General features: G+C 70.6%; 15 protein-coding genes and 2 pseudogenes. 7 read left to right on the top strand and 10 right to left on the bottom strand.

All coding sequences use genetic code 11. The features are described from left to right. From D7M15_RS28090 to D7M15_RS28070, 5 genes and pseudogenes are all read right to left on the bottom strand, one after another. Positions 1–664 (bottom strand): annotated as a pseudogene (locus D7M15_RS28090) (hypothetical protein); the annotation flags it as partial. Further along, complete coding sequence (locus tag D7M15_RS28085; RefSeq protein ID WP_240649064.1) at positions 661–2,046, bottom strand: hypothetical protein; 1,386 nt, start codon at positions 2,044–2,046, stop codon at positions 661–663. The pseudogene D7M15_RS28090 and the gene D7M15_RS28085, both read right to left, overlap by 4 nt. 74 nt (positions 2,047–2,120) lie before the next feature. After that, entirely contained in the window at positions 2,121–2,954 is an 834-nt protein-coding gene (locus D7M15_RS28080; protein ID WP_121515594.1) for an ATP-binding protein, read from the bottom strand. Further along, positions 2,948–3,751 carry an ATP-binding protein gene (locus D7M15_RS28075; protein WP_121515595.1) on the bottom strand — a complete coding sequence of 268 codons (804 nt, stop codon included), beginning with the start codon at positions 3,749–3,751 and terminating at the stop codon, positions 2,948–2,950. The genes D7M15_RS28080 and D7M15_RS28075 overlap by 7 nt, the downstream gene beginning before the upstream one ends. Continuing rightward, a complete protein-coding gene (locus D7M15_RS28070; RefSeq protein WP_240649065.1) occupies positions 3,748–5,331 on the bottom strand; it encodes a Mu transposase C-terminal domain-containing protein in 1,584 nt (527 codons plus the stop codon). The genes D7M15_RS28075 and D7M15_RS28070 overlap by 4 nt, the downstream gene beginning before the upstream one ends. A gap of 403 nt (positions 5,332–5,734) precedes the next feature. On the opposite strand from D7M15_RS28070, the gene D7M15_RS28065 reads away from it, so the two are divergent. The 6 genes from D7M15_RS28065 (at position 5,735) to D7M15_RS28035 (ending at position 15,517) form a co-directional block, all read left to right on the top strand. Continuing rightward, positions 5,735–6,445: a hypothetical protein gene (locus D7M15_RS28065; protein ID WP_240649066.1), complete on the top strand. Its 711-nt coding sequence runs from the start codon at positions 5,735–5,737 to the stop codon at positions 6,443–6,445. Beyond that, a complete protein-coding gene (locus tag D7M15_RS28060; protein ID WP_121515596.1) occupies positions 6,442–8,415 on the top strand; it encodes a hypothetical protein in 1,974 nt (657 codons plus the stop codon). The genes D7M15_RS28065 and D7M15_RS28060 overlap by 4 nt, the downstream gene beginning before the upstream one ends. 37 nt (positions 8,416–8,452) lie before the next feature. Beyond that, complete coding sequence (locus tag D7M15_RS28055) at positions 8,453–10,522, top strand: hypothetical protein (protein ID WP_121515597.1); 2,070 nt, start codon at positions 8,453–8,455, stop codon at positions 10,520–10,522. A 1,327-nt stretch (positions 10,523–11,849) separates the two neighbouring features. Further along, entirely contained in the window at positions 11,850–12,728 is an 879-nt protein-coding gene (locus D7M15_RS28045; RefSeq protein WP_240649535.1) for a peptidoglycan DD-metalloendopeptidase family protein, read from the top strand. 561 nt (positions 12,729–13,289) lie between these two features. Continuing rightward, a complete protein-coding gene (locus tag D7M15_RS28040) occupies positions 13,290–14,504 on the top strand; it encodes an FAD-dependent monooxygenase (RefSeq protein ID WP_121520045.1) in 1,215 nt (404 codons plus the stop codon). A gap of 131 nt (positions 14,505–14,635) precedes the next feature. After that, entirely contained in the window at positions 14,636–15,517 is an 882-nt protein-coding gene (locus tag D7M15_RS28035) for an oxygenase MpaB family protein (RefSeq protein WP_121520044.1), read from the top strand. A 185-nt stretch (positions 15,518–15,702) separates the two neighbouring features. Here the strand turns inward: D7M15_RS28035 and D7M15_RS28030 are convergent, their stop codons facing one another. Continuing rightward, complete coding sequence (locus D7M15_RS28030; RefSeq protein WP_121520043.1) at positions 15,703–17,163, bottom strand: hypothetical protein; 1,461 nt, start codon at positions 17,161–17,163, stop codon at positions 15,703–15,705. 143 nt (positions 17,164–17,306) lie between these two features. On the opposite strand from D7M15_RS28030, the gene D7M15_RS28025 reads away from it, so the two are divergent. Next, positions 17,307–18,233, top strand: a complete 927-nt coding sequence (locus tag D7M15_RS28025; protein WP_121520042.1) for an endonuclease/exonuclease/phosphatase family protein — start codon at positions 17,307–17,309, stop codon at positions 18,231–18,233. A 62-nt stretch (positions 18,234–18,295) separates the two neighbouring features. On the opposite strand, the gene D7M15_RS29305 is transcribed toward D7M15_RS28025, so the two are convergent. The 4 genes and pseudogenes from D7M15_RS29305 to D7M15_RS28010 form a co-directional block, all read right to left on the bottom strand. Further along, positions 18,296–19,861, bottom strand: coding sequence for a CDP-glycerol glycerophosphotransferase family protein (locus D7M15_RS29305; protein WP_240649533.1), 1,566 nt, complete (start codon positions 19,859–19,861; stop codon positions 18,296–18,298). Between the two features lie 1,879 nt (positions 19,862–21,740). Beyond that, a pseudogene (locus tag D7M15_RS29300) lies at positions 21,741–22,163 on the bottom strand (glycosyltransferase family A protein); the annotation flags it as partial. A gap of 658 nt (positions 22,164–22,821) precedes the next feature. Beyond that, positions 22,822–23,790 (bottom strand): threo-3-hydroxy-L-aspartate ammonia-lyase, encoded by a 969-nt coding sequence (locus D7M15_RS28015; RefSeq protein ID WP_121520041.1) that lies wholly within the window; start codon positions 23,788–23,790, stop codon positions 22,822–22,824. 76 nt (positions 23,791–23,866) lie between these two features. Beyond that, a complete protein-coding gene (locus D7M15_RS28010; RefSeq protein ID WP_121520040.1) occupies positions 23,867–25,081 on the bottom strand; it encodes an alanine racemase in 1,215 nt (404 codons plus the stop codon). Positions 25,082–25,113: the final 32 nt, after the last annotated feature.

Here is a 25,113-nt window from a genome sequence, read left to right as displayed (position 1 = left end):
GGGACTCTGCTGTTTTGCGGAGGGGGCAAGCAGGCGTCGGTTGGCCAGACGCGGGATCTGCTCGGCGGCAGGTCGGGGGTGAGGCCGCTGGCTGCGCGGTGCAGCAGGAGGGTGAGGGCGGCGGCCTCGCCGGGGGCGAGGGAGGCGGCGGTGTGGCCGGTATTGTGCAGGTTCTTCCGCTGCCCGGGTCAAGCAGGCCGGGGACGCAGGTCAGATGGATGGTGGTGTCGGTGTGGACGAGCCGGTGAGGGCTGCTGGGCTGCTCAAGGTGTGCGGCCAGGGTGGTGGCGGCGCGCTTCAGGCGGTGTGGGGGCCATTCCAGGGCGGAGGCCAGGTCGTCCGGGTGGATGCGGCCGACCTCCAGCAGGGCGGCGTGCAGCACGGTCGCGTGGGTGGCCGCACCCGGGACGGAACTGCGGGAGGCGCGCTCGGGGACGCGCAGGAGGGATTCGGGTGAGGTGTTCAGGGCGCGGGCGAGGGTGAACAGGGTCGCGGCGGGGAGGGTGCGCGGGGTGAGGTGGGTGCCCCAGTCGGCAGTGGGGATGCCGGTCAGCGCGGTCAGGTCCTCGTCTGTGAGCCTGCACTCCGCGGCGCGTGTCCGCAGGAACATCAGGTCGAACGCGACCGCGGACGTGTCGCTGGGCGGCTGGGGCTGGTCGGTCACGGGCGTAACTCCCCAAGGCGCGGCAGGATGTCCGGGGCGGGCGGCGCGGGGGTGTGCAGGTACCAGCAGCGGGCGGCGGTGTGCCAGTCGTCCCCCGCATGGGGGTGGGCCAGGACGGGGAGCGGGAAGCCGGCGTCGGCGATGAGGGCCTCGAATCGTGGTGTGGTGCCGAAGCAGTTCGCGAACAGGCCGTGGTTATCAGCGGTGCGCGGGGTGCGGCGGCGGAATTCGACGGCGGCGTGCAGCAGGGGGCGGGCGCGGGGCGGGACGGCGTACAGGTGCCGGGGCCCAGGAGGTTCGCCGATGTTGATCCGCGAGTCGCGGTCGATAGCCACGGTGGTGCCGTCCTCGTCGACGGATCCGATCTGGGTCATCGACAGCAGCGACTTCTCGGTGCCGGTGAACAACAGGGCCGCGATGGCGGCGGCGCGCAGCGGGTTGGGCAGGCGCACAGTGATCGTGTGCACGGTGCGCGGGGTGATGGGCACTGTGGTGAGGCCGGGCCCCGCGCAACTGGTGAGGTCGTCCGGCACGTTGAGCAGCACTGAGTGGCTGAGGAAGCCGGCCTGGGCGCCGCGCACGCGGGCCACGGTGTGCGCGGCGCTGGGACTTGAGACGGTCAGGCGGGCCAGGAACAGCCGCAAGGCCTCGGTCTCCTGCAGGGTGAAGGGGGTTGGCTCGGCCGGACCGTCGGCGGATTCGATGCCGCCGTCCGAGGCTGGTGGGGGTGGCAGGGTGCGGGCCAGCCAGGTGCGGGCGGCGGCGTAGCCGGCGCGGTACTGGCCGTCGCTGTGGGCGAAGTCGGTGGCGTTCTGGCGGCGCCAGCAGTCCGCGCGGAACGCAGCCACCGAGCTGCGCGGCAGCACCGGGAGCGGGTAGGCGTGATCGTGCGGCGGCGGGCCTGAGCGCCGCCCGGTGGCGGCCGGGCCGATCGCCTCGAGAACGGCGGCCGTGCCGCGTATGGTCACCACGTCCACCAACTCGGCGGCTGTGAGGTGGTCGAGCAGGCGCTGGAAGTCGGTCTGCTCCGGGGTGTGGACCAGGAGGGTCAGGCGGATACCGGTGTCCGCGTGCCACGCGGCCAGGCGGCGCAGCCGCTCGGTGGTGAGGCGGTGGGCGCGCAGCACGATGACCTCGTCAAGGCCGCAGTTCAGGGTCCAGCAGGTCACCGCCCGCCAGGCCGGGTCGGTGGACATCCGCTCGGCCTCGGGGCGCAAGAATCCGTCGCGGCCCATGGCGCGCAGCACGTCCCGCGCGAGGTATGCCGGGCTGGTGGTGTGCGGGGTGGGATCGACGGTGATCCGGCCGCTGGCGGGATCGGCCCACTGGTAGGCGGCTCGGTGTACCGCGTAATCGTCGTCACCGTCCAGCAGCAGCCTCACCGGCCGCGCCGCCGGGGGTGTAGCGGCCCGTGAAGCAGGAGCGGGGGCGAGGGTGGGAGAAAGTGTGGATGCGGTCATGGGCGACGTCCGCCGTCGACCCGGTCAGCCGCGTCCTGCAGCATGTCCCAGTCGGGCGTGCTTGCTCCGGTGGCAGCCAACACCCGCTGGGTGTGAAGGGTCAGCACGATCCAGCGGCGCAGACAACCATCGGCGAGGCGGGCGTCCAGCGCCTTGAGGTCGTCGGGCGCGACGCTCTGCCACAGCGGGTGCAGCGCGGGAAGTGCCTTGGGGACCTGGTCGCGGGTGAGCGGCCAGATGTAGGGCCAGCCGGCGGTGCGGGTGGCGAGCATCCGCTGGGCGCGCAAGGAGCGTTCGCCACGCGCCTGGGCGATCAGGACCACGCACAGCCCCTGGGGGAGGTCGTCGTGGAGGAAACGCAGGTACTCGAAGCAGGATGCCGACAGCCGGTGGGCGTCCTCGACCACGACGATCCGCGGCTTGAGAGCCAGGGCGCGACGAATCCAGGCGTCGGCGGCCCCTGGGTCGGCGGGCGCCTCACCACGGAGGCCAAGTGCACGGTGAAGGGCGGCTCGCAGGTCAGCCGGCGTCGGCTGAGCCCGGAAACGCAGCGGCAACAGCAACAGCTCACCGAGACGGCGGGCGGCGGTGTGGACGGCGAAGGTCTTGCCGACCCCGGCCTCGCCCAGCACGCACACAAACCGGCCCTGGGAGTACGCGTCGACGAGCGCGTCGCCCACGGCGAGCATGCCCGGGGTGAGCAAGGTGCGCACACCTGGGGTGTCGAGGAAGTGCAGACCAGACGAGGCCGCGTCGTCCATGACGGCGAAGGGCTCGGCTGCGGCGGCCGCGCCCCAGACGACCGACGGCACAGGCGGGATGGTCAGCATCGCTTCAGGGCCCAGTCCACGACCCGGTCGTCGACCTTGTCGACCCCCAAATGCTCCATGCCCTTGACCACGTGCTTGGTGACCTTCACCCACTCCCGGAAGGAGCCGAGCGCGTACTGGGTGTCGACCCGCTTCAGCAGCGCCTCATCCGCGCCCCTCCACACCGGGTGGGAGTCGGGCACGGTCTGGAGGACCTCGTCCTCGGTCATGGCCAGGATCTCCAGGCGGATGTAGATCCGCGAGGCCAGCGCCGGATCGCTCTGCAGCGTCTCGTACGCCTCCCGGCCGCCGACGAAGAGGATGGCGGGCTTGGGGTCGCAGGTGTCCCACAGCTTGCGCAGGAACTCGAAGTTCTCCCGCCGGTACTGCTGGGCCTCGTCGCACACGATCACATACGGGCGCCTGGGCAGGGTCTCGCGCAGCAGCTTGTCGAAAGCGGTCGGGGTGCCGGGCATCTTGCAGGACAGATTCATCTGGTGGAACAGCTCCTCGCGCAGGTCCTTCGGCCCCGGGCGGGAACGGGCGAAGTCCAGCGGGAGGATCAGATCCGGGTTCATCTCCTGGATCGTGGCCCGGGTGCCGAAACTCTTCCCCAGCCCGGCGTCGCCGTAGATCACCGACATCGCCCGTGATTCGACGGTGTCGACGACGGTGTCCTTGATCTGCAGCAGCGTGTCGGTGGCGACCAGTGAGGAGTCCTCAAGGCCGAGGAAGAACTGCGGACGCAGATCCGGACGGCGCGGCGGCCCCGATTCGAGCGGCTGGGACGGCGCGGCAGAAGTGGCGGCGGTGGTCATGTGTCCTCCGAAGACAGATCGGCGGGGGCAGTGGCTTGGCCGGGGCGCACCCAGCCGGCCGGGACGGGCGTCAAAGGCTGATACGGCTCTGCGCGCCGACGAGGCGCGGCAGGCGCTCGCTGGCTGGTGCCCGCGAGTTCGGCGAGGGCCTCTTCCTTGGTCATGCGGGTCGCAGAGACAGGCAGTTGGGGTTCGGTAGCCGGCAGATAACGGTCGCGTTTGCGCTCACCGGAGCGCTGCAGGGCCCGGCGCAGGTCAGCGCTATGCTCCTGGCGGTCGGCAAGGACCTTGGCGCGCAGTTCCTCGGTGGCCTCGTCGCTGAGGAACGCCCGGCCCAGGTAGCGGTCGCCGCGGAAGGTGTACAGGTCGATCTCATGACTGTGGTGTGGCATCCACCGCACCCACACCTCGACCCCGATCCGGCCCACGCCGTTCTCCGGCATGTAACAGCGGCCCGCGAACTCCACCCCGTGACTGGTGATCTTCCGTGGCCTGTGGTCGCTCTCCAGCATGAACGCACGCAGCTCGGCCGGGGTGGGCTCGGGACGGATCTCGGTGGGGTCGGCCAGCCACGCCTCAAGCGGCGTCACCCCGGTGCGCTTCACCACGTGCTGGGTGTTGTGCTCGGTGACCCACTCCCCCAGGAGCTCCACGAATGCCTCGAAGGCCAGCGGCGGATCCGTCTCGCCGACGCGACGGCGGTGATCAAGCAGGGGCGCCTGGGTGTAGCGGGGCAGGTCGGCGAAGAAGCGGGTCATGCTGGTGCGGTTCAGCCGTTCGATACCGCCTTTATGGCGGGCACTGCGCACCCGGTGCACCGGGGCGCCGAGCAGACCGAAAGCCCGCCGGACGGTCTTGGACAGGAAGTCGGCACCGCCGTCGACCCGTACCAAGTGAGGCAGTCCCCCGGCCGGCCCGTAAGGATCCTCCCGCAGCACCGACGCCCGCACGGCCGCCAGGACCGAGCCGCGGTGCGCGGAGCCAGCGGTGACCGCCCAGCCCATCACATAGCTGGTACCACGGTCCTCGAACCACGTCACCCACACCTTCGACAGCTTCCTGTCGGGCATCACCACCACGAGCGGAGCCTGCTTGTGGTCCCCCTCCCACACCTGGTTCCGGGCCACCGCCGGGCGCTGGAAGGCGGGGTCGAAGCCGCGGGCGGCCGGAATGCCCTCCCGCAGGCCCGCCATGAAACCGGGGTCGAGGTCACGGGCGATCGCGTCGTGCAGCGTCGTCAGACCGATCGGCTTCTCCCCCGCCGCCAGGGCCGCGCGCACCAAGTGCTCATGGGCACGCTTGACGTTGCCCTGGTAGTCGGCGAGGACATCGATGATCTCGTCGGTGATCCGCAGACGCTTCCTGGCAGGTTTCTCCGGCGTGCCACTCTCCTCGGCCTCCTTGAGCCAGCGCCACACCGTACGGATGCTCACGCCCGCCGACTCGGCAACCAGCCTCACATGCGCGGTGGTCAACTCCCCCGCCCCGCGTAGCCAGAGCAACTGGACCACTCCGGCAGGCCTCAGCTCATCCCGATGCCGGCCCAGCTCCTCCGTCGGGGCGCCCTCCAGCGCGGTCACTGGTGGCGACTACTGTGAGGCGGGCGTGCGGATAACGACACGGTGATCAACCACAGTCTCCAACGTCGAACAGCACTGACACGCAAGACAGTTCAGCCAGGGACCGTCCTCTGTGACGGACGAACCCGACGCGAGACTACGAGCCGGGAGTGAACCTCCAACCCAGCTGTTCACTCGGACGAATGGTGCCTCGACATTCCCACCAGACCGCGCACACGCGCATGCTAGCTGGCTCTGCAGTGCCTTCCGTCTTGGCCAGTTCCTGGCATCGGCCTCGCCCCGGCAGCGGCCGCCCCGGGGCAAGGCCGACTCGCAGTCCGAGTGCCGCCGAGCTATTACCCGCGCCCCAAGAAGACCTGTCACAGCTTGTCCGGTGATGTTCACCCGGCGCTACGCTGGCGCGGTGGATCACGAACCGCACGGAGGAGCGCAGGAAGCGCCGGTGACAAGTCGGGAGCAGGACGCGGTGCGCGTCCTGCTGCTCATCGACAGTGCCGGCGAGAGTCCGATCCAGCCGGAGTTGGCTGATCCGGCACTCGCCTCCGCCGTCGGCGTCGTACGTACCCAGGTGCGGCTGCAGAAGCTGGACTTCTGGCTTCGCAATCCCGACTACCTCGCGGATGAGTTGCTCACCGACTACGAGAGCAGTCGTGAGGCGCCTCTGCTGCACCTGGCAGGGGAGATCCTGGATTCCGAAGAACCCGAGGTGCGGCGCTACCCGATGCTGCGGCACCACTTCGGCGCGTACGAGCCGCTGGACGACGCGCTGGCCGTCTTGCGCAGTGCCGGTCTAATCGCCGTCCGGCGTCGAGGCACCGTCAGCCGTGTCCGCCAACATGACTACTTCCTGCTCGGCGACGGGCGCCGGGTGGCGAATGAGATCGTCTCCCAGGAGCCCGTGTTCCAGTACTACGTGGAGCGTGTCGCGCTGGTGGTGGCGCTGGCCGACGGGCTGGGTGGCACCGAGTTGAAGGCACGACAGTACTTGCAGCGGGAGTACGCGCAGACCGATCGGGGCACGCGAATCGGGTCGGTCAGCGCGCAGGCCCGAACGCGACTGGAGCAGTTCCGCGCGCAGGCTGCTGCGCCGCAGCGCGAAGCGGAGGTCAAGTGAGCGAGATCGAACGGTTGTTGGAGTCGCGGATCGCGGAACGCGCTGGTGTGCCGGAGGAGGGCGTGCGGGACGTGTTCGCCACCTACGGTCTGCCGTTGGTCGCGACGCCGTCCCGGCCGCGGTCGCTTCGCCTGCACCGGCTGCGGGTCAGCGGAGTACGCACGGGGTCCGTCGCTCCGGGGCCGTTCGACTCGACCATGCGCTTCTCCGACGGGATGACCGCCCTGGTGGCGTCCAACTTCCGCGGCAAGACGAGCGTCCTGGAACTGGTGACGTGGTGTCTACGCGGAACTCCCCGTGAACTGCAAAGCGGGGTGCGGAACTGGCTGAGCACCCTGGACCTCGATGTCGTAGTAGCCGGACAGGCGATGGGCTTTCGACTCGACATCGCTGAAGGTGAGATCGTCTCGGCAGTCGTGCTCACCGCCATGGACGTCACGCAACTGCAGTCGCTGCGCGAGGCCGACCCGGCACGAGACGTCTCACCGCTGATCCGGGCCGCCAGTTCCGCCAGCTACGCCGAACAGGTCCAGGCGCTGATGCTCGGCAGACTCGATCTGCAGCCGCTGGTCAACAGCTACAAGGGCACCGCCACCCAGACCCACGGCTGGCCCGCCTACTACGGCGCCATCTACCTGCCCGCCGGAGGCGACAAGGCTCTGCTGGGCGACCTCACCATGGCGGGGCTACCGGGCCGACTGCTGCAGGTTTTCCTGGACCTGCCGGCGACGGCCGCCCTCACCCGCGTGAAAACCGCCCTGGATGTGCGGGTCAACGAGAACAAGGCCCGTGCGGCAACCGCCGCAGCCATCGCCGGCGAACTCGATTCCCAACGCGTAAAACTACAAAGCGATTTGACGCAAGCCCGCGCCCGCCTGGAGGCTCTCGACAAAGAGTCGGCCATGGAGGAGTCGCTCTCCGGTCTCGCCGAACGGGCCGTCGCACTCGCCGGCCGGGTGGTAGACGCGCAGGAGACGCGGAACGAGCTGGTGCAGGCGCACCGCCTGGCACGGTCCCAGCGTCAGCAGGACACCAAGATGCTCAACGACGTCACCGAGAGCGCCACCGCGCGCCGGTTGTTCCACGGACTGGATCCACGCGCCTGTCCGCGATGCGATCAGGCGATCGAGGAAGAGCGCAGACTGCGGGAGAGTGCCACCCATGCGTGCGCCGTGTGCGCCCGACCGGTCGAGGGCGATGACGAGACCCCCGAGGACGTCATCACCGAGGCCAAGACACGGCTGAGTGCGAGCGAGGCGGCAGAGCAAGCCGCATGGGACACACTGGGCCCGGCCGAGGAAGACCTGGCACGGGTCACCGAAGAACTCGCCGCGGTGCAAGAGCGCCTGCGGCGTGCCCAGACCGCGTCGCAGCTACCGGCGAGGCTGGCAGCCCAGGAAGCAGTGCTGCGGCTCGAAGGGGCGCTCGACTTCCTTCCGAAACCCCGGCCGACCGCCGCTGCCCCTGCCGAAACGGCGGCGGTGGACATCCTGGCCGCAGGCGCCAAGATCCTGGAGGACGACAGCAAGGACGCAGCGGCCGCCCTCTTCGGCGCACTCAACGCGGAGATCGCCGAGCTCGGCCGTCGCTTCGGCATCGTGTCGCTGGAGTCCGTGGAGATCGACCGCTCCGCACGGCTGAAGGTCACCAAGGACGGCGGCATCGAGGACCGCTTCGGGAAACAGAGCGCGGGAGAGCGCCTGCGTCTTCGCATCGCGGTGGTCATCGCGCTCCTGCGCGTAGGCGCGGCGCACGGCGTGTCCACACACCCCGGCCTCCTCCTAATCGACAGCCCCAAGGCCGAGGAGGTCCAAGACCTGGACGCACACACCCTTCTGAAGGAACTGTCGCAGCTCGCGGCCGACAATAAGCTCCAGGCCGTGATCACCACCGCGGACCCCGTACTCGCCCATGATGTCCTGCCCCCGGACAGCGTCATCGAGGCCGCCGACGGCGCGCCACTGTGGTGAGCACCGTGCACCGCGCGCTCGGGGCGGAGCGGCGGCCGTGACCCGGCTCGCCGACCGCCTGTGCGCCCTGGCAGCCGACAGCGAGGCGATCAACTTCACGACCATCGCACTGCCGAACGACGTCGTCGAAAGCGAAGCCGCCACGGTCGCGGCGGGGCCGTTCTCCGCCTTGCTCGCCGAGGCCATCGCACACGCCTACGACCACGGCGAGGCGCAGTGGACGAACACCGCAGCCTCGTTCGCCGCAGGTCTGGCCGGCCAGCACAGCTTCCTCCACCTGACGAGCACGCTCGAGGCGCTGCTGCGCAGCCCACAGACCACCCAGGCCCTGGCCAAATCCCTCAACAACGCGCTCCTGAACGGCTTCGCCGACACGCTCCGGCAAACACCCCTTCTGGCGGCGGCGCGCCTCGAAGGCGCGGTACGGCTGGCGACCTCCAAGGCCGTCAGCCCCTACAAAGTCTGGGGCACACTGGACGAACTGCCCACCAACGGGCCCGAGGACTTCCTCGAATGTGTTCCCCGCATCCTCGGGGTTGCCCTGGACTGCTGGGCCCAAGAGGAAGCCGTCACCTCGACGGTGCGCGGCCTGCTGGAGCAGTTGTCGGTGGACGAAGCCGCAGACGCCGGCGCGATGTTCGAACTTGGCTGCGACCGGCTGCGCCAGGCCCTGGGCTCTTCTTCCCTCACCGATGTCACCCGCCAGACCGCCGAGGCCCGCAGGTACTTCGCCGCCGCTGGCGCCGCCGAGGAAGCACGCGACGACGCCAGCGTCTACGCCGCGGTCTGTGACGCCCTCCTCGGCTTCACCTCCCACGACGCCGACAAAGTCTCCGCCGCCGCGGACGCGATCGAGAACGCCATGCACCGACGGGCAGCCTGGCTTCTGGGCACACACCAACCCGCTTGGCTGCAGCCCCGGGTGTCGGCCGAGATCGCCTGGAGCCGTCTGCTCCTCCAACTTCGCGCGGCGAGCGATCTGCTCCACCAGCCGGTGTGGATGGACCCGTGGCGTGCGCTGGACGCGGTACTCGCCGCCTACCGCTCAGCCCGCACGGTCCAGCCCGTCGGCAACGCCGCCGAACTCACCGGCCTAGCAACGCTGGTGGAACCCGCCATCGAAGAAGGCTTCTTAAAACAGCAGTCCTTCCTCGCCGCCCTGCAACACGCCGCACAGCAACCACACGAGCACCCTGACGCCGTCTTCGACGCCACAACGGCCGCCCAGTTGGCCTCCAACCTCAGCAAGCGGATGCAGGACCGGCAGCAGAACACGACCCCGCAGCGGTCAAGCGACTTGGACGAAGATGATCAGAGCGGACGAACCGCCCCCCGGCTGCACCGCCTTGCTCCCACCCTCGTCCTCAATCTCGGCCTCGACGACGCCCTGCGGATCGCCCAGGGCCTGGACGACAGCGCACTGCTCACCATCGAAGGCATCGCCTACAACGGCGACGTCGCTCGCCTCAAGGCATCCGACCCGCTGATCATCCCTCAACTCGACCGTCTCATCGCCGAACTCTCAGCATTCCCCGACTTCACAGGCGAGGTCAGGCATACCTTCGAAGCCCTCGTCGAACAGACACTGCTCTTCCTCAAGAGCCGCTCCGATCTGACCAGCAAGAGCCTGCTCGGCCCAGGAAGGAAAGGCGAGAAGCCCTACGACTACCGCCGTCAGCCCGAGCAAGGACAACGAGCCCCGCTGGAGGACGACCTGCAGCGAGACTTCCACGGCTGGCTCCAAGCCGGCCCCTTGCACAACATCGTCAGTATCGAGCCCATCGACGCCGCTCTGGGGCGTGCCGATGTCCTGGTGCACTTCGGCGCCCTGCGCTACCTCACCGAGATCAAGATGGACTCCACGGACAACACCCGTGACCATCTCGAACGCAAGTACCTCACCCAGGCATCCGAATACAGCAACACCAACGCCCCCTTCGGTCAGCTCCTTGTCCTCGACCTGACCAACAAAGCCACCGGCACCCAGCGCATCGACGAATTGACATGGGTCACCTCCCACCGCCCCGACGGCGCGACAATCGACCGCGCGGTCGTCGCAGGCATCGTCACCGGCAACCGCGTCACCCCCTCCGTCTACTCACGCTGACCCCGTCCCCCTCCGCCCGCTGCCTCCCAGCAACATGATCAGCGACGCAAAGGAGACACGGGAAACACGACACCGAGCAGTGCGGGTTCATGCCACTGCAATATTCGGAAAACTGTCACCATGATCGACATGGTCAATCGGCCCTGAACAGCACTGATATGTCTACACGTCGGTGACACGCACAGCCGAACATCCCAGTGACATCACGACCGAACCTCACACCCAATTACCAGTCACCTCATCACGCACAGGCCTCGTCGGCGGACGCAACGCCGTCATCAACTCCAAACCACACACAGCCACAGAACCACGCGGGGCGAGCTCAGCCCGCCGCTCCGCTTGCCTCCCCCACACGTTCGTCACCTGCGGGATTCATCTATGAAGTTCGAGATGCATGAACACGGCGCCGTGGGGCACACGGAGTCCAGGACGAAGGGTCTCCGTACGGTCCGGAGCCAACCACAGGCACTTAAAGACACCAGAACATTCGACATACCCCATGCGCGCATACGCATGGTCCAGGCTTAACAGAAGGAGCCACAGTGATAATCCTTGGACTAATCCTACTGATAATTGGCATGCTCGTCGGCATGGGGCTACTGACCACAATCGGTGGAATTCTCATTCTGGTGGGCGCCATCCTATGGATACTAGGCGCAACCGGACGCGCCGTCGGCGGACGGAAACACTTCTTCTAACCTCAAATTCCCGCGACGGTCCGCCGAAAAAGTCGGCGGACCGTCCTCGTTTCATGTCCCCAAAAAGGGCAGACCGAGAGGCAGAATTCCGCCCCGGCGCAGCACCGGACCCCACCGCCCCAATGCCGGGCCGCTGTCGCAAGGACGGGCTGACGAAAGCACTGCGGTGGCCGGGCGGGCAAACTCTGCTGTCCGTCGCGCGGGGTCCGGCCGGGAGCCGTGGAGTGCCTGTACGGCCTTTCCAGCTGCCGCCGCGTCCCAGGTGTGGTGTCCCGGGCGATCTTCTCGGACTCAAAGATCGCCCGGGACACCACCTGGGTAATGCGGGAAGTGAGCTACTTGTCGCTGCACATCCCGTCCGCACTCGCGCATCTGACTCTATGCGGTGCAGCAGGTGAGGATGGCATGCTCCCCATCGGCAGCACGGCGAATGATCCATTGCAGGCTGGATTAATACACGCCGATCAGGGCTTTCCTACGGTAGCGGCCCGGGGCGGCATTCCGTCCGCCGCCGGGAAACCCGGTCCCGTGTCGAACGTCCTTCACACCCGGCGCTGCCCTACCAACCGCCGCCGAGATCCCTTACGTTCAGACACCCAGCGCACCTCTCCTCCCCCACAGGAGTCACCGTGAACGAGCATCAGCCCGCCCGCCACACGCCCAGCCGCCGCGCGATCATACGCGGGTCCGTCGGGGCGTTCGGCGCGGGCGCGATCGGCCTCGGGCTGGTCGCCGCCACCGGTACGCCGGCGCACGCCGGTACCACGGTGCAGCAGGACGACTTCTACAACCCGTTCAGCGGATACACGATGACCGGCACCTGGCAGGAACACCTCGACCGCGGCTCCCTGGGCGGCCTCGACTACGGCATGGCCGTCGGGACCCCGCTCCCTGCGGCAGGCGGCGGGACGGTGACCAACATCCCCAACAACGGGACCGGCGGTCACACCGTGACCATCAGCCACGGCAACGGCTACCGCACGCAGTACATGCACCTGTCCGAGTTCGTGCTCGGCAACGGCGCCCAGATCGCCTCCGGCGGCATCGTCGGCCTCTCCGGCGGCGCGCCGGGCGCACCAGGCTCCGGGTCCTCGACCGGCCCGCACGCGCACTGGCACATGATCGACCCGAACGGGGTGCGCATCAACCCACTCACCTTCCTCGGCGACGGTGGGGGCACCGGCCTGCCGAAGACCTCGACGGAGCAGGACGGCGTACCAGGCACGGTGTTCTGGCAGAGGGCCCAGAAGTGGCTGTCGATCGAGTCCGGTTACACCGGCCCGATCGACGGCGCCCCCGGCGCGAACACGTACGCCGCACTCCAGCGCAACCTGCGTGACCACCACGGCTACACCGGACCGATCGACGGCGTGACGGGCCCCAACACCTACGCCGCACTCCAGCGACTCGCGAGCGGCTACGGCTACACCGGCCCGATCGACGGCGTGATGGGCCCCAACTCCTGGCGCGCGGTCGCCCGCTTCCTCAACGAAGACCGCTGGAACTAAGGGTTGTCCCGTAACTGCCCGGGCCCGCGCTGGCCCTCCAGCAGCGCAAGCGGTGCGGGCAACCGCGACGGCTGCGAGGCGTGGGAGCCGTCCGGTGCGAAAGATGCCGTCGGCAAGGCCGCCGGTGGCCCGCGAGGCCGTCCCGTAACGGCTCCGGCAACATGCGCGGTAGCGCACCCCGCCCTGGCCCGGCCGCAGGGATGATGGGCTCATGGATCCAGTGCTGCACCGACTACCCGCCGCTTTCTGGGCCGTGCCGTACCTGGGTTCCCGGTTTCCGGGAGCGCCGGGGGGCGCTGGCATGTTTGCTACCGGCAGCAACGATGGTCGCTACCGGCAAGGGCGCTGACCTGCGCTCCAGCGAGTAGCAAGCACGGGAGCCAGGGTCAGAACGCGTCCCCGGGTATGTACTCGGGCCCACCACCAAGCGCCGTCCTCTCGCGGGACGAGGAGCGGGGTTGACGTGCCGTACGGAAAGGGACGGCTGTCGGGCCAGTGCGCCCGGGTGGTGCCGGTCGGGCGACGCGGACGGCATCAACGTATCCACGAGAAGAGGCACGGATGAGCGAGCGCAGTGCTGTGGTGTCCGGGGCCAGCATCGCCGGTCTGTCGGCGGCGTTCTGGCTGCGGCGGCAGGGGTGGCGGGTCACGGTGGTCGAACGGGCCGCCGGGTTCCGCGACGGCGGCCAGAACGTCGACGTGCGTGGGGTGGCGCGCGAAGTCCTCGACCGGATGGGCCTGTTCGAGGCGGTGAAGGCGCGGCACACGACGGAGACCGGCACGGTCGTCGTCGACGCGCGGGGAAGGGTCACCGCCGAGCTGCCGTCCGACGGCCCGGACGGCGCGACCGCCGAACTGGAGGTGCTGCGGGGCGACTTCGCACGCGTCCTCCACGACGGCCTTCCGGAGGGCGTCGCGTTCGTGTACGGCGACAGCATCGCGGAGGTGGCGGAAGGGCCCGAGGAAGTGCGCCTGGTCACGGAGCGGGGGCGGGAGCTGCGGTGCGGCCTGCTCGTCGTCGCCGAGGGGGTGCGGTCGACCACGCGCGGACGGGTGTTCGCGGACACCGACGTCACCGAGTACGACCTGGGCATCACCATGGTCTTCGGCACCATCCCCCGTACGCCGGACGACGACGACGACCGCTGGCGCTGGCACAACACCACCCGCGGCCGCCAGATCCACCTGCGGCCCGACAACCACGGCACCACCCGCGCCCTCCTCTCCTACACCCCCGGGGACGACCTCACCCCCCTCGACCGCGGGGAGGCCCTGGCGCGCGTGCGGGCCCGCTACGCCGACGCGGGGTGGGAGGCACCCCGCGTCCTGGACGGCTTCGACGCGTCCGAGGACGTCTACGTCGACCGGCTCACCCAGATCCGGATGACGACCTGGCACCGTGGCCGTACCGTCCTGGCCGGCGACGCCGCCTGGTGCGTCACGCCCCTGGGCGGGGGCGGCGCCTCACTCGCCCTCACCAGCGGCTACGTCCTCGCCGCCCAGCTCTCCCGGCACCCGGGCGACGTCGAGGCGGCGCTCACCGCGTACGAGGCGTGGATGCGCCCCCTCGTCGACGGCGTCCAGTCCCTCCCCCGCGGACTGACCCGCGTCGCCTACCCACGGACCCGTACCGGGCTGGCGCTACGGCGGATCGCTGAGAAGGCGTTCACCTCGCCGCCGCTCAGGCCGCTCACCAGGCGGCTCACCCAGGTCTCCGAGACGGAGCGGCCACTGCCCGACATGCCGGAACGGCACCTGCCCCCGGAAAGTGCTTGAACCCGAAACAGCAGCGAACGAACCCCGGGCGCCGCGGCCGGGCCGCGTCACCCGGGCCGCCAACGGGCGGCCCCGAGGCGGGGGCGCAGCCGCCCACACGGCACGGTCGACGGCGAGGGACACTGAAGGGTATGAGTCTTCCGGCGTCGAAACCGCGGAACCCGCGCGAGCAGATCGGCAACGCCCTCTTCGCCCGGGTCGCCGGCCCCCAGGGGCGCGAGAACCGGGCGCGCATCCACGGGACCCCGGGCCCACGCTGGTTCGGCCCCGACCGGCCGGTGCGTACGGTGCACGGCGACGCGTCGATGTTCGTCGGCGGGCTACGGGCGCTGCTCCTCCAGTCCCTCCATCCGCGGGCGATGGCCGCCGTGGCGGACCACTCCGGCTACCAGGGCGACCCGTGGGGAAGGCTCCAACGCACGAGCACCTTCCTCGCCATGACGACGTACGGCGCCGCCACCGACGCGCAGAAGGCCGTGGACCGGGTGCGCTCCGTACACGAGCGGATCCGTGGCCGCACCCCCCTCGGAGAGCCGTACCACGCCGCCGACCCGCACCTGCTGGGATGGGTCCACGCGGCGGAGGTGGACAGCTTCCTCACCGCCCACCAGCGGTACGGGGCACATCCCCTCGACCCCGCGGGCCTCGACGGCTACGTCGCCGACATGGCACACGTCGCGGAGGCACTCGGCGTCGTGGACCCGCCACGCGACCACGCGGGACTGCACGCGGTGCTGGCCGCGTACCGTCCCGAACTGCGCCCCACCACCGAGGCACGCGAGGCCGCTCACTTCGTGCTCCGGCAGCCGCCACTGCCTCGCGTGGCGCGACTTCCGTACGCCGTCCTCGCCGCGAACGCGATCCACACCCTCCCGCCGTGGGCACGTGCCTCACTGCAACTGCGTCCACCGGCACACGTACCGGCGGCCTGCGTGCAACCGGCCGGGAAGCTGCTCATCCGCACCGTCCGCTGGGCCATGGCCCCGCCGCCCACGCCCACCACCGCGTCCTAGACCGGCGCGGGCCGGGAGCCGAGGAAGCGGGACGCGGGCGCCAGACGAGTCGGGCCGCGGTGTGGACGACGAACCGCTGGTCGGGCTGGTGGGTGTGCCGACCCTCTCGATCCCTTCGATGACCACACGAACCCGGCGACCGGCACGGGCGACCCTCCGGGTACCCGAGCAGCAGCCTCCGGGCGTCACCGGTCGGCGAAGTCGCGCTCCGGCGACGGCCACCGTGCCGAGGTCCGGGCCGTCTCGGCGGTCACCGTGAAGCGCACCGCGTACGACGCCGTCTCCACGCCCGCCGCGTCGACCCCGAACACCTCCACCACGTGCGCGCCCGGCCGCCAGCCCTCCGGCGACGTCCACGACCAGCCCTGGTCCGGACCCACCGACGCCAGCCCGAGCAGCACGCCGCGCTCCCGCAGCCCCACCTGCACCGCGCCCCGCGCCAGCCCCGTGAAGCCGATGTCGTCGGCCGCCCGTTCCTCGCCCTGGGCCGGGGCGGAGACGATGGGTGCCGTGGGTGCCTTGGCGACGGAGAAGCGGACCTCCGCGCGCCTGCTCTGGTGCCCCGCCGCGTCGACGGCGAACACCCGCACGCAGTGCTCCCCCACGCCCCACGCGTGCCCCGTCTCCCACGTCCAGCCGCCGTCGGCGGCGACGTCCGGGGTGCCCAGGAACTTCCCGTCCTCCCACAGGCTGACCCGTACCGCGCCCGGCGCCGTACCGGTGAACCGGACCCCGTCCGCCCGCAGTTCCTCACCCGGCGCGGGCCGGGAGAGGACCGGCGGCGGGAACGAGGCACCGCGCACCAGGGTCGTCGTCCGCAGGTACGCGTCGATGGCCGAGGTGTCCGCGCCGACCTCCTCCAGGCCGTTGCGCACCGTGCCGAAACGCGGGGAGATCCCGTCGACGAGGAAGTTCGCCAGGCCCATCAGCAGGGGCACGTTCCGCCGCGTCACCGTCGTGTGGTCGGAGATGTGGGGCGAGTCGCTGAGGACGAAGTTGAAGTTCTCGTAGTCCTGGAAGAGCGGCAGGAACGGCTCGACCTGCACCGGGAACTGCTCGTCCTGCGGTGAGGAGAGCAGGTAGACGTTGGCCTTCCGGTCCGGCACCGAGCGCACCGTGTCGGGCAGTACGGCGTCCAGCGCCCGTACGTGCTCCTCCGGCACCCCCTCCCCCAGCATGTGCCGGGCCGTACGCGGATGGACGTCCCGCACATACGTCCCCACCAGGAACTGCGGGACGAGGGAGACGATGTTCCGGAAGCCGTAGCGCAGACCGAGGTACAGCGCCGCGCTGCCCCCCTTCGACCCGCCCCACAGCGTGCACTGGTCGGGGGTGAGCCCGAGCGCGTTCAGGACCCGGCCGATCAGGTTGACCACCGACTGCTCGACGGAGAAGTCCATGTCCCGGCACAGGTAGTACGCGGACTCGCCGTCGAAGCGGTCGCGTATCCACAGGATGTTCGACCGGAGGTCGTCGAAGACGCCGTTGGACCAGCCGTAGCCGCCCTCGGCGGAGAAGTTCGCGAAGACGACGAGGAGGTGCCGGTTGCCGTTCCTGGCGTGGGAGAAGCGGTACTCGACGGGGTGCGCGCCGGAGGACTCGATGCCGGTGTGTACGCGGCGTCCGCCGGAGGTGGGCCTGGCCATGGTGTTCCGTCCTGTCACTGCGGTGGGGGGTGGGGGAACCGGGGTGGTTCGCACGGGGGGCGGGGGCACGCGGGGTGGGGCGGCGGGGCCCGACCGCTCCCTCCGGTGCGACGGCGCGGGCGGCCCACGGCGATGATGGTCCGATGCCGACGACGCACCCCCCGCACCGGCCCCACCTCCCGCGCCCCACCCGCCTGCTCGTCGCCGCGGCCCTGACCATCGCCCTGGCCGCCGTCCTCGCCACGGTCCTCATGGACCGGGGCGGTGACCGCGACCGGGAGGACGGCGCCGGACAGCGTCCGTCCTCGCTGACGGTGGCGACCTGGAACGTGTGCGGCGTACGCGCCTGGGGCTGCGCCGACACCGGCGACCGCGCCGCGAAGACCGACGTCCTGCTGCGCCTCGCCCGCGACCGGGACGTACGCGTCCTCATGCTCCAGGAAGCCTGCGCCGACGACGTGGCCGCCGCCGTACGGGAGTTGGGCACCTCCTGGCACAGCACCTTCCGCCCCTACACGCACCGCGACGCGTCCGGGCGGGAGACCACCGTCCGCTGCGCCGCGCCCCGTTCGGACCGGGCCGGGTACGCGATCCTCGCCGCCTCCGCCCTCACCCGCGTCACCCACCCGGCGAGCGCGCAGCCCGAGGACGGCCTCCAGCGCGGAACCCTGTGCGCCACCGCGTCCCGTTACGACGTACGGGCCTGCACCGCGCACCTCACCCCCCGCGGCGGCGACCGCGCGCACCCCGGCTGGGAGTACCGGGACGACCAACTCCACACCCTCGTCGCGGCCTCGCGTGGCCCCCGCGTCGTCTACGGCGGTGACCTCAACACGCCGCCTCCGGGGACGCGGAACCCCTCCACCTGGGTGTGGCCGTCCGACGGGCCGTACCGTACGGCGCGGGAGTGCGCCCAACGCTCCGCCGCCTCCCGCGCGGCGGAGGCCACCCACCGAAGCGGCCACAAGCTCGACTACCTCTTCACGCCGCTCCCCCGGCTCGGCTGCGCGGTCCTGCCCACCGCCGCCTCCGACCACCGGGCGCTGCTCCTGCGCGTGAACCCCACCTGAACATCCCGAGCGGCACGGGCGGACCGGGCGGGTCGGACGGCCGCGGACGGGGGCGCCGCCGATCAGACGATCACGTCCTCGAAGACCCGCTCATCCCGCTCACCGCTCTGCGGACGCCGATCCTGCGGCTCACGCTGAGGAGAAGCGGGCACCCGGCCCGTCTGCCGGTGACCGGGCCGCCGATCGGTGGGCACGTCCGGCGACTGACCGGCCGCCACGAGCCGTTCCGCGCCCGCCCGTTCCGCGCCCGGCCGCACCCCGGCGAGCGGCGTCATCGGCCGCGCCACCGGCCCCGTACCGGCCGCACCCGGCGCGGGAGCCCCCGCGCCCGTCTCCGCCAGGTCACCGCCGACGACCAGCAGCCGGTCGGCCAGACGGGCCGCCGCACGCCCGTCGTCCAGGTCGCAGAACTCCCGCCGGAACCGGCAGTAGCGCTCGGCGTACTCCTCCTGGACCCGGTCGATGTCCGCGATCGCCGCGACCAGCTCCTGCGACGTCGACAGCAGCGGCCCCGGCGCGTTCTCCTCGAAGTCGAAGTAGAAACCGCGCAGCGTGTCGCGGTAGTGGTCGAGGTCGTAGGTGAAGAACAACACCGGACGGCCGGTGTTGACGTGGTCGAACATCAGGGACGAGTAGTCGGTCACCATCACGTCGGTGATCAGGGACAGTTCCGCCATGTCCGGGTAGTCGGACACGTCGAAGACGAAGCCGTCACCGGCGCCCGGCACCGGGTCCACCACGTTCGGGTGACGCCGTACCAGCAGCACGTGGTCACGACCGAGCCGGGCGCGGGCGTCGGCCAGGTCCAGCCGGAAGTCCAGCTTGTACCTGCCGGGGGCGTAGAACTGGTCGTCCCGCCACGTCGGGGCGTACAACACGACGCGTTTCCCCGGCGGCACCCCGATCCGCCGACGTATCCCCTCCTGCCGCTCCTCGGTCCCCGGACGGCACAGCACGTCGTTGCGCGGGTAGCCGCTCTCCACCAGCTCGCCCGGGAAACGGAACGCGCGGCGCAGGATCGGCGTGGAGAAACTGTTCGGCGAGACCAGCAGGTCCCAGTTCCGCACCTCCGTCTCCAGCCGCTCCAGATACCGCTTGTCCGCGAAGTGCACGGCCTCGATGTCGTGCCCGATCCGCTTCAGCGGCGTGCCGTGCCAGGTCTGCACGACCACCTGACCCTCGCGCTTGCGGAACCAGTCGGGCAGGTGGTTGTTGGCGACGACGTAACGGGCCGTCGCCAGCGCCTCGTACCACTCCGCGGACCACATCCGCACCGGCCGCACACCCTCCGGGACGACGACCTGGTCGTCGCGTACGACCCACAGGTGCTCCAACTCCGTTCCCCGCGCGCGGAGTTCCTCGTACAGCGCGCGGGGGTTGTCGGAGAACTGCGTGCCCTTGAACGCGTCGTACAGCACCGCGGGCCGCACCGGGCGGCCACGGAACGCCGGGTAGTGGCGGCCGCGCAGCAGGTTCTGCCGGTACGGGCCACGCGCCGTGTGCGGCATCGCGGAGTGGACGAGGAGCGACAGCCGGTCGTACGCCTCGGCCTGCACCTCGTAACCCCGCTCCCCCTCCTCGTACGTACGCGGGAAGGACGGGATCAGGTCCTGCTCGATCTTCACCATCAGGTCGTCCATCCGCGGCGTCGGCCGCGACGGTGGACGGGTCCTGACGGCGCAGGAAGAAGTCCCAACGCCCGGAGGCCAACGGCACGTCCCCGCCCAGCGTACGGAACGACGCGGGCGTGCACACCGCCCGGAAACCCTTGCCGCTCCACTCCAACGGCACACGCCGTTCCGCCCCGTGCGCACGGGAACGCACCACCAGGTGACAGGAGGCGTACTCCACCGACGTCAGACGGTCCAGAGCCGCGTACCGGCCGGTCAGTTCCAGCGCGCCGTCCTCCCGCCACGCGAACCCCGTCAGCATCGGCAGCGTCGCACGCTCGAACAGCACCACGTACCCGGCGCCGTTGCGGTGGACGACGACCTCACGGTCGCGTTCCGGCGTCTGGTACGCGGCGGGCACCGGATAGTGGCCGTCCTCCGCGTCCTCGGCCATCACCGGGTAGAGCGCCGACGCACGGCCCTCGACGTGGAACGTCGTACGCCAACCGTTGCTCCCCGTCGTCCACGACTCCGGCACGCCGTCGTCACTGCCCCGCGCGCCCGGAACGAGGTCCCCCAGCGGGATACGGGAGGTGAAACCCGCCCACCCCGCACCACCCGGCTCGAAACGCACCGGGAACTCGTGCCGGGCGGCACCCCCCATGCTCGCCACCCGGAACACGCCCCCGGCCGGAACCTCCGGCCCGAGGAAGACCCCCCGCAACTCCAACTGCCCGTCCACGACCCGGTGACCGGTGATCCGGCACCGTACGATCTCCACCCGGAGCTTCAACTTGCCCTGAAGGAACACCGGCACGATCCGGGTGTTCTTGTCGACATAGCGGTACGGCGGGTTCGCCGCGGTACCCGCACCGCCCCGGGTGATGCCCCGCCGACGGAACAACCCCTGGCTGAACACCCCCGTCGCCATGTCCCAGGTGCCCTCGACCCACTTCCCCCGCCGCATCAGCCGCGTGGTGTCGAACCGCGCCTCGAAACCGGCCCAGTCGTAGCAGTAACGGTCCTGGCGGGAATGCTCGGTGGCCTGCGGACGGAACCGCGTACGAACGGGAGCGACCAGGAAACGCCCCTGCTTCCGGTTCCGCAGCGCCAGGCCCTTCACCGACATGTGACGGCGGTGCACGTCCACGAAACGGATGTACGCCGAGCCGCTGAGGTGGAGCCACTTGCCCTGCCACTCCGCGCCGCTCAACAAGGCGTTCACGGAGAACTCCTTGTCCAGCCGGTACGCCCGCTTGTCCAGCCCCACACCACGGTCACCCAGGAACGGGTAGTCGATGTAGCGACGGAAACGCCGCCGTACGGGCAACGGACCGCCCCGACGCTCGAACGCGAGCACGTCCAGCAGCTCCTCGAGCATGCCCTCCCGCACCAGCAGCCACTTCACCCGCGCGTCGGCGGGCAGTTCGTCGAGAACGGCTGGGTCGGCCGCCTCCATGAACTCCCCGGCCCACTCCATGAAAGCGTCCCGGAACTCCTCATCCGCGTCGGGCAGCACCTTCAGATGCAGCATGAGGTCCGACTTGAGGCAGGCGAGATCGTACTTGCGCTTGTGGTCGTGATACGCGCGGGAACGGTGCGCACCGAGGAAACCACTCACCGACCGGACCGCGGCGACCCGGTCCCGCAGGTTCCCCAACTCGGTATGACGCTGGGTGATCGACGGCGCGGCGGTGCCCTCACGACGACGCCAGAAGTACACGAAATCGGTGATGACGTCGACCTTGCGCGCCCGGAAGTGAGCGAACATGTTGACCCAGGAGTCCTCATAGAGGACCCCCTCGGGAAACTCGATGTAGTGGTAGTCCCAGAACGACCTCCGGAACACCTTGTTCCAGACGGTGCGGTCGTAGATCAGCGCCTCGAAACGCGTGATGTGCGTACCCTTGCGCTCCTTGGCCATGGGCGGCTTGTGCAGCGGCGACTGCCACTTCCGGGCACTGTTCATCATCTGCACGTTCCCGGACACGAAGTCCGAACCAGACGCCCGCAACGTGCGCACCATCAACTCGTACGCGTACTCCGGGATGACGTCGTCCCCGTCCACGAACGCGAGGAACTCCCCCTCCGGATGCATCGCGCGCAGACCCACGTTCCGCGCGTGGCCGGGGCCGTGGGGCTGCTGGCGGATGTAGTAGAACCGCGGGTCACGACGGCAGAAGTCGAGAGCGATGGCGGCGGAGCCGTCGGTGGACCCGTCGTCGACGAGGATGACCTCCAGGTCGTCCAGGGTCTGCCGGGCGATGGACTCGAGGCACTCAGCGAGGTAGATCTCGACGTCCTGGAACGGGACTACCACGCTCAGGAGTGGCCGTTCGGCACCCAACCGTCATTCCCTTCTCGGCTTCCGCGCCGGTCCGGGAATGATCACCGTTGAACACGCCCACGTCCCGGCCCACCAGCGGGATTTCACGCCGCACGCGAAGGAGAACGAAAACGGCGTGAGCGCATCCCGCTCTTTTCGTTCCGCAAATATTCAGTAGGCGTTCACTTCTTGTCAATGCGACGCCCATTTGGACGCCAAGCGGTCAGCGGATCCCTTTGTTTCGCGAAAGCGATCAAACGGATATGCCGGGACTTTCGATGATCAAGCGTGGACAGTCGTACGCGCACCCCGGGCCCGCCGACAGCCCGCACAGAGAACCGCATACCCGACATTCCCGAACCGTTTGGACTGCGCCGACCAGTGCCCGCGGTGAACGAGGTGAAGGAACGACGGAGAGCGTCGGAATTCCGTGACGTACGTGCCGAACTCCCCCGCACCGCAACCGGGGGAAACTCCGCGACCGGTCACACCCAACGGGCCGCAAAGGAATCACCAACACCTGCAAAGCCCCGTACGGCGCGGCGTGACTTCTCCCACGTTCCGAATCCGGTGAAGAGGCCGCGCGCGAATCCTGCACCGTTCCCCCGCACCGTGGGCGGGGGAACACGGGCGTACGGGCGGGGGTACGGGGTCAGCGGCCGAGCAGTTCCGCGAAGCGCGCGCCGTCGACGTTCCCGCCGGAGGCGATCACGCCGATCCGGCCGGTGGGGCTTCCGAGGCGGCCGGCGAGGAGGGCCGCCAGGCCGGTGGCGCCGCTCGGTTCGAGGACGATCTTGAGGCGTTCGAAGGCGAACCGCATGGCGGCCACGATCTCGTCGTCGTCGACCAGCTCGACGGCGTCCACCAGCCGCTGGTTGAGGGGGAAGGTCAGCTCGCCCGGGGTGGCCACGGCCTGGCCGTCGGCGATCGTACGGGGCACCGGCACCGCGACGCGTTCGCCGCGCGCCAGGGAGCGCCGGGTGTCGTCGCCCGCCTCGGGTTCGACGCCGACCACCCGGACGCCCGGATGGAGCGCCTTCGTGGCGACGGCGCTGCCCGCGATCAGGCCGCCCCCGCCGACGGGGACGACGAGCGCGTCCAACTCCCCTGTCTCCTCGCAGAGTTCGAGTGCCGCGGTGCCCTGTCCGGCGATGACGTCGGGGTGGTCGTAGGGCGGGATGAGGGTGAGGCCCCGTTCCGCGGCGAGCGCCGAGGCCAGGGCGGCGCGGTCCTGCCCGTACCGGTCGTAGGTGACGACCTCCGCGCCGTACGCCGCGGTGGCCTCCCGCTTGGCGCGGGGGGCGTCCTCGGGCATGAGGATGACCGCGGTGGTGCCCAGCTCGCGCGCCGCCAGGGCGGTGGCCTGGGCGTGGTTGCCGGAGGAGTACGCCGCGACCCCACGGGCCAGCCGGTCGGCGGGCAGGCGCGACACGGCGTTGTACGCGCCGCGGAACTTGAACGCGCCGACCCGCTGGAAGTTCTCGCACTTCACGAACACCTCGGCGCCGACGAACGCGTCGAGCGTACGGGAGGTCAGCACCGGAGTGCGGTGGGCGACGCCCGCGAGGCGCGCGGCGGCGTCTCGTACGTCGCTGAGCGAGACGGACGGTGCGGCAGACATGGGGTCCTCCCGAGGGGTGTCGTGGGAAACGCCCCCGCACGGGCCGGTACGGCCCCGGGGGCGGGCGGGGTGGGCGTCACCAGCCGGTGACGCGCGGCCAGTACGCGGAGACGGCGGGCGCGGCGGACAACTCACCGGGGGCGCCGTCGGGTCCACCGGGGGCACCGTCGGTGACGTGGTAGCCGGGGTGCTGGGCGGCGGTGGCGCAGGCGTGGTTGGGCAGGACGCGCAGCCGGGTGCCGAGCGGCAGCTCGGGCAGGGGCGCGCCGTCGCGGGTGGTGAGGATGCCGTGCTCCTGGCTGGCGGAGGTCATGACGAGGCCGGGCACGAGGACGCCGTCGAGCGAGGCGACCAGGCCGTACCCCTGGTCCCGGGCCTGCGCGGCGGTCCCCCGGTCGCGGGACATCGCCATCCAGCCGCCGTCGGTGACGATCCGGCCGTACTCGGGACGGTGGCCGATGACGGTCACCACGACCGACAGAGCGAGGTCCTCGACGCGGCACACGCCGAGCCCGGCCATCACGAGGTCGAAGAAGACGTAGTTCCCCGCCCGCAGTTCGGTGACCCCGGTGAGGTCCTCCGCGGCGTGCGCGGTCGGGGTGGAGCCGACGCTCACCGTCGGCACCGGCAGCCCGGCGGCGCGCAGCGCGCGGGCGGCGGCGACCGCCGCGTCCCGTTCGCCCTCCGCCGCGCGCAGCCGGTCCTCGGGGGTGTACGCGAAGTACGACTCGCCCGCGTGCGTCAGCACCCCGTCCAGGCAGTCGGCGTCGTGCAGGACACGGCCGATCGCGGTCAGGGCGGGGTCGTCGGGCCGTACTCCCCCGCGGTGGCCGTCGCAGTCGACCTCGATCTGCGCCGGGACCCGTACGCCCTCGCGCCGCGCCGCGTCGGCCACCGCCCGCGCCTGTTCGGGGCTGTCCAGCAGCAGCCGTACGCACACGCCCCGGCGCAGCAGCGCGAGGACGCGGGGCAGCTTGCGCGGGTCGATGCCGACGGCGTACGTGACGTCGCAGTGGCCGCCGTCCGCGAACGCCTCCGCCTCGGCGAGGGTGGACACCGCGACCGGTCCGGGTGGCCCGCCGCCGAGCGCGGCCGCGTCCAGGCTCTTGGCCGTCTTGACGTGCGGCCGCAGCGTCACGCCGAGCCGCCGGACCCGGTGGGCGAGGCGGTCGACGTTGGCCGCCGCCCGGCGGGCGTCGACGACCGCGAAGGGGGTGTCGGGGTCCGCGAGCGTCCCGGTGACGGCGGGTACGGCGGCGGGTACGGGCGCGGGCGGGCGTGCGTGGTGCACCGTGGGGACTCCGGTTCCTCGTGTGACGCGGG

This window comes from Streptomyces sp. Z26 (assembly GCF_003665095.1).
Taxonomy (GTDB): Bacteria; Actinomycetota; Actinomycetes; order Streptomycetales; family Streptomycetaceae; genus Streptomyces; species Streptomyces phytohabitans.
The sequence above is the reverse complement of the archived record's forward strand: the minus strand, read 5'-3'. Positions and strand labels throughout refer to the sequence as shown.

Coding starts and splice junctions, on each gene's coding strand:
- D7M15_RS28080 (WP_121515594.1), bottom strand. CDS start 2,954: ATGCTGACCATCCCGCCTGTGCCGTCGGTCGTCTGGGGCGCGGCCGCC.
- D7M15_RS28075 (WP_121515595.1), bottom strand. CDS start 3,751: ATGACCACCGCCGCCACTTCTGCCGCGCCGTCCCAGCCGCTCGAATCG.
- D7M15_RS28040 (WP_121520045.1), top strand. CDS start 13,290: ATGAGCGAGCGCAGTGCTGTGGTGTCCGGGGCCAGCATCGCCGGTCTG.
- D7M15_RS28035 (WP_121520044.1), top strand. CDS start 14,636: ATGAGTCTTCCGGCGTCGAAACCGCGGAACCCGCGCGAGCAGATCGGC.
- D7M15_RS28030 (WP_121520043.1), bottom strand. CDS start 17,163: ATGGCCAGGCCCACCTCCGGCGGACGCCGCGTACACACCGGCATCGAG.
- D7M15_RS28025 (WP_121520042.1), top strand. CDS start 17,307: ATGCCGACGACGCACCCCCCGCACCGGCCCCACCTCCCGCGCCCCACC.
- D7M15_RS29305 (WP_240649533.1), bottom strand. CDS start 19,861: ATGGTGAAGATCGAGCAGGACCTGATCCCGTCCTTCCCGCGTACGTAC.
- D7M15_RS28015 (WP_121520041.1), bottom strand. CDS start 23,790: ATGTCTGCCGCACCGTCCGTCTCGCTCAGCGACGTACGAGACGCCGCC.